This window comes from Synechococcus sp. H70.1 (assembly GCF_047502705.1).
Taxonomy (GTDB): Bacteria; Cyanobacteriota; Cyanobacteriia; order Thermostichales; family Thermostichaceae; genus Thermostichus.
The window spans coordinates 1-2,526 of the sequence record NZ_JANSIV010000164.1; the positions used below are offsets into that span (position 1 = coordinate 1).

Genomic DNA, 2,526 nt, shown 5'->3' on the forward strand with positions numbered 1-2,526 from the left:
TGATCTTCTCGCAGGCGGCTTCCAGCTCCTGCCAGGTGGCCGGTGGCTTCTCGATCCCAGCTTTCTTCAAAATGGCGGTGTTGGAGTAGAGGATGGGGCTGGAGCTGTTCCAAGGCATGGAGGTGAACTTGCCATCCAGGGTGTAGTAGCTCACCACCGGCTCGATGAAATCGTCGAAGTTCACCGGGATCCCGTTCACCTCGGTGCGGTTGCCCAGCGCCTCGGCGATGGACTTGAAGTAGCCGAAATCCCGTGCCCGTTGGGTGCCCACCTCAAACCACTGCACCACCGCCGGAGCGGCATTTTGTTGAATAGCGAGGTCGGTAGCCTGTTGAATTTCTTCGTAGTTGCCGTAGCCCTCAACGGTTACATTGTACTGAGGAAATTGCTTGTTAAACTCTGCCGCTTTCGCGCGGGCCCAATCGAGACGGTTATCGGTAAAGGCAATCCAAACTTTGACGTTGGCAGGAGACTGGGCAAAGCTGTCGGCAGCTAGGAAGGCAGCGCCGGCAGTAGCCACCAAGCCAGCGATGAAAGCCAGGAAAGTACGACGGGTTTTCATAGAAAAATGCAGTTGTATTCACTAAAGGCACCTCCGAGAATACTGCACCGACATTAAGAGCGGGTTAAATCTAGCCGGGATCCCCTCAGAAAGTGAACCCTCAGGCCGCAGTCAGAGTCAGATGAAATGAGCGCCCAGCCCAGGATTGGCAACTTCTCAAGGGGTCTCGAACATGAAAATGATGAAAAATGCAAGCTTTTGCCTGTTATTGGTTACTGCTTTACTAATGGCGCTTGCTCCCTTTGCGCAGGCTCGCCCCCGTCAACGTGCCCACTCCGGCACCTACACCCGCAGCGGGCCAAGCGGCAGAGCGGGTAGTGGAGGGATCCCGGCAATTCCTTCCCGGTCAAGGGGTGGAAGGGGACTATTCCGGCCAAGTGACCACCCAACAAGGCCAGACCTGGAACCTGAACCATCGGCACACCACGACTCGCACAAGTGAGGGTTGGCAACGGCAGGGCAGCACTACAGTGCAGAACGCCGAGGGCCAGACAGTGGGCAGCAGTTTGGGCCTGCTCGAAGGCCAAGCGGGACAAGGGTGGCAAGGCAGCGGCCAATTCAGCAACTCTCGCAGCCAACCCTACTCTACCGAGTCGAGCGGCACGCCGACCGGGCCAGGAGGCTGGCAGCGGGAAACCCGTGTCTTCAATGTCGAAGGGGATCTGCTTGGTGGCCCTGAGGGGGACGTGCAATGCTAATTTGTGCCAGCGCAAGGCTGGGTGAAAACAGTAGAGGGCAATACCTTCAAGGGGCAATCCATCCGCCACGCCGCCATAGTCAGCCCTAATCCGTGAAAGACCCGGAGGGATCAGGCTGCCCGAGGTGCCGCTGCAGCGCCTGGATCCCGGCAGCCAGGGCAAAGAGAACGAAGACCAGCAGGGTGCTCAGGGCTGCTGCCTGGTGGGTGTAGCCCCCTTGTTGTAAGCCAAAGATGAGCCACCCAAAGGTTTCCGAGCGGGAGGTTACCAAGAGAGCAGAGAGGGCCAGCTCGGCAAAAGATTGCAAAGACACCAGCAACACCGCCGCCGTCAAGGCCGGTGCCAGTAGGGGCAGCAGAATGTGACGGAAGGTTTGCAGCAGAGATGCCCCATCCAGGCTGGCTGCCTCCTCTAGGCTGGTGTCCAGGCTGCGCCAAGCAGTTTGCAGCGGCTGTAGCGCCAGGGCCAAGAACCGCCCCAGATAGGCCATCAGGATCAGCCCTAGGGTGCCATAGAGGCTCAGCCCCGGCAGGGGCGGGGGCAGCCACACCAAAACGAGGGACAACGCAAAAATCAGGCCCGGCAGGGCATAGGGCAAGTCCACGACAAAGCTGAGCAGGGCCAGCAGCCGTACTTTCAGCCGAGTCAATGTCGCCATCCCGCTGCAGAGCAGTGCCGCTCCCTCCTGCCAAGCCCAAACTGTGCAGCGTGGCGCGGCGGGCCCGCTCCAGAGCGAAAAGGACGAGGCGGAAATGCTCCAGCGTCAGGTTAGACCAGACTAAGGGCAGGCCATAGGCCCGCAGCAGGGCAGCTGCAGCCACGGCCAGCAAAGACCCGAGAATGAGCAGCATTGCCAATCAAGTGGGGGTGGCCCTCTTACAGGCAGAAGCCTACCGGCACCTGGAAGAGCTGAATTGCCGGCTGCAGGCTGCTGCAGGCTTTGGATCAGGCCAAGTCAGAGCAGATCGCTGAGCACAAGCTGCGCACCCCTTTGTCTACTGGGTCTAGAGTCTTTCGCCAGCGATCCCTGTATGCCCTTGGAGAGGGGCCAGGAGATGTTGAAGGCAGCCCTGCAAGTGCTGGTTGGCTGCGGGAGCTGCTGCAAGATTAAGCTGGAAAGCAGCCTTGACCCTCCTACTGACTAAAGTTGGGGGATTCCTATGCAGTCCCCAGACGGACTCGTAAAGGCGTTGTCAAACCGCCTCTACCCAGTTCCTTGAGGCAAAGCCCAACTTGGGTAGGAACTACCCCTTGTCTTTGGTATCG

Annotated in this window: 4 protein-coding genes; 2 read left to right on the forward strand and 2 right to left on the reverse strand. The window is 59.2% G+C overall.

Going from position 1 to position 2,526, the window contains the following annotated elements; genetic code table 11:
* A partial coding sequence (locus tag NW827_RS10705; protein WP_414503671.1) for an ABC transporter substrate-binding protein occupies positions 1-562 on the reverse strand: 562 nt, incomplete at its 3' end.
* A gap of 242 nt (positions 563-804) precedes the next feature.
* On the opposite strand from NW827_RS10705, the gene NW827_RS10710 reads away from it, so the two are divergent.
* Positions 805-1,260, forward strand: a complete 456-nt coding sequence (locus tag NW827_RS10710) for a hypothetical protein (protein WP_414503672.1) — start codon at positions 805-807, stop codon at positions 1,258-1,260.
* Positions 1,261-1,345: 85 nt separating this feature from the next.
* Here NW827_RS10710 and NW827_RS10715 read toward each other — a convergent pair whose 3' ends face one another.
* The gene (locus NW827_RS10715; RefSeq protein WP_414503673.1) at positions 1,346-1,918 is read right to left on the reverse strand and encodes an ABC transporter permease subunit; all 573 of its coding nucleotides are present in this window, start codon (positions 1,916-1,918) and stop codon (positions 1,346-1,348) included.
* A 182-nt stretch (positions 1,919-2,100) separates the two neighbouring features.
* Between NW827_RS10715 and NW827_RS10720 the strand changes: the two genes are divergently transcribed.
* Positions 2,101-2,232, forward strand: a complete 132-nt coding sequence (locus NW827_RS10720; protein ID WP_414503674.1) for a hypothetical protein — start codon at positions 2,101-2,103, stop codon at positions 2,230-2,232.
* Positions 2,233-2,526 lie beyond the last annotated feature (294 nt).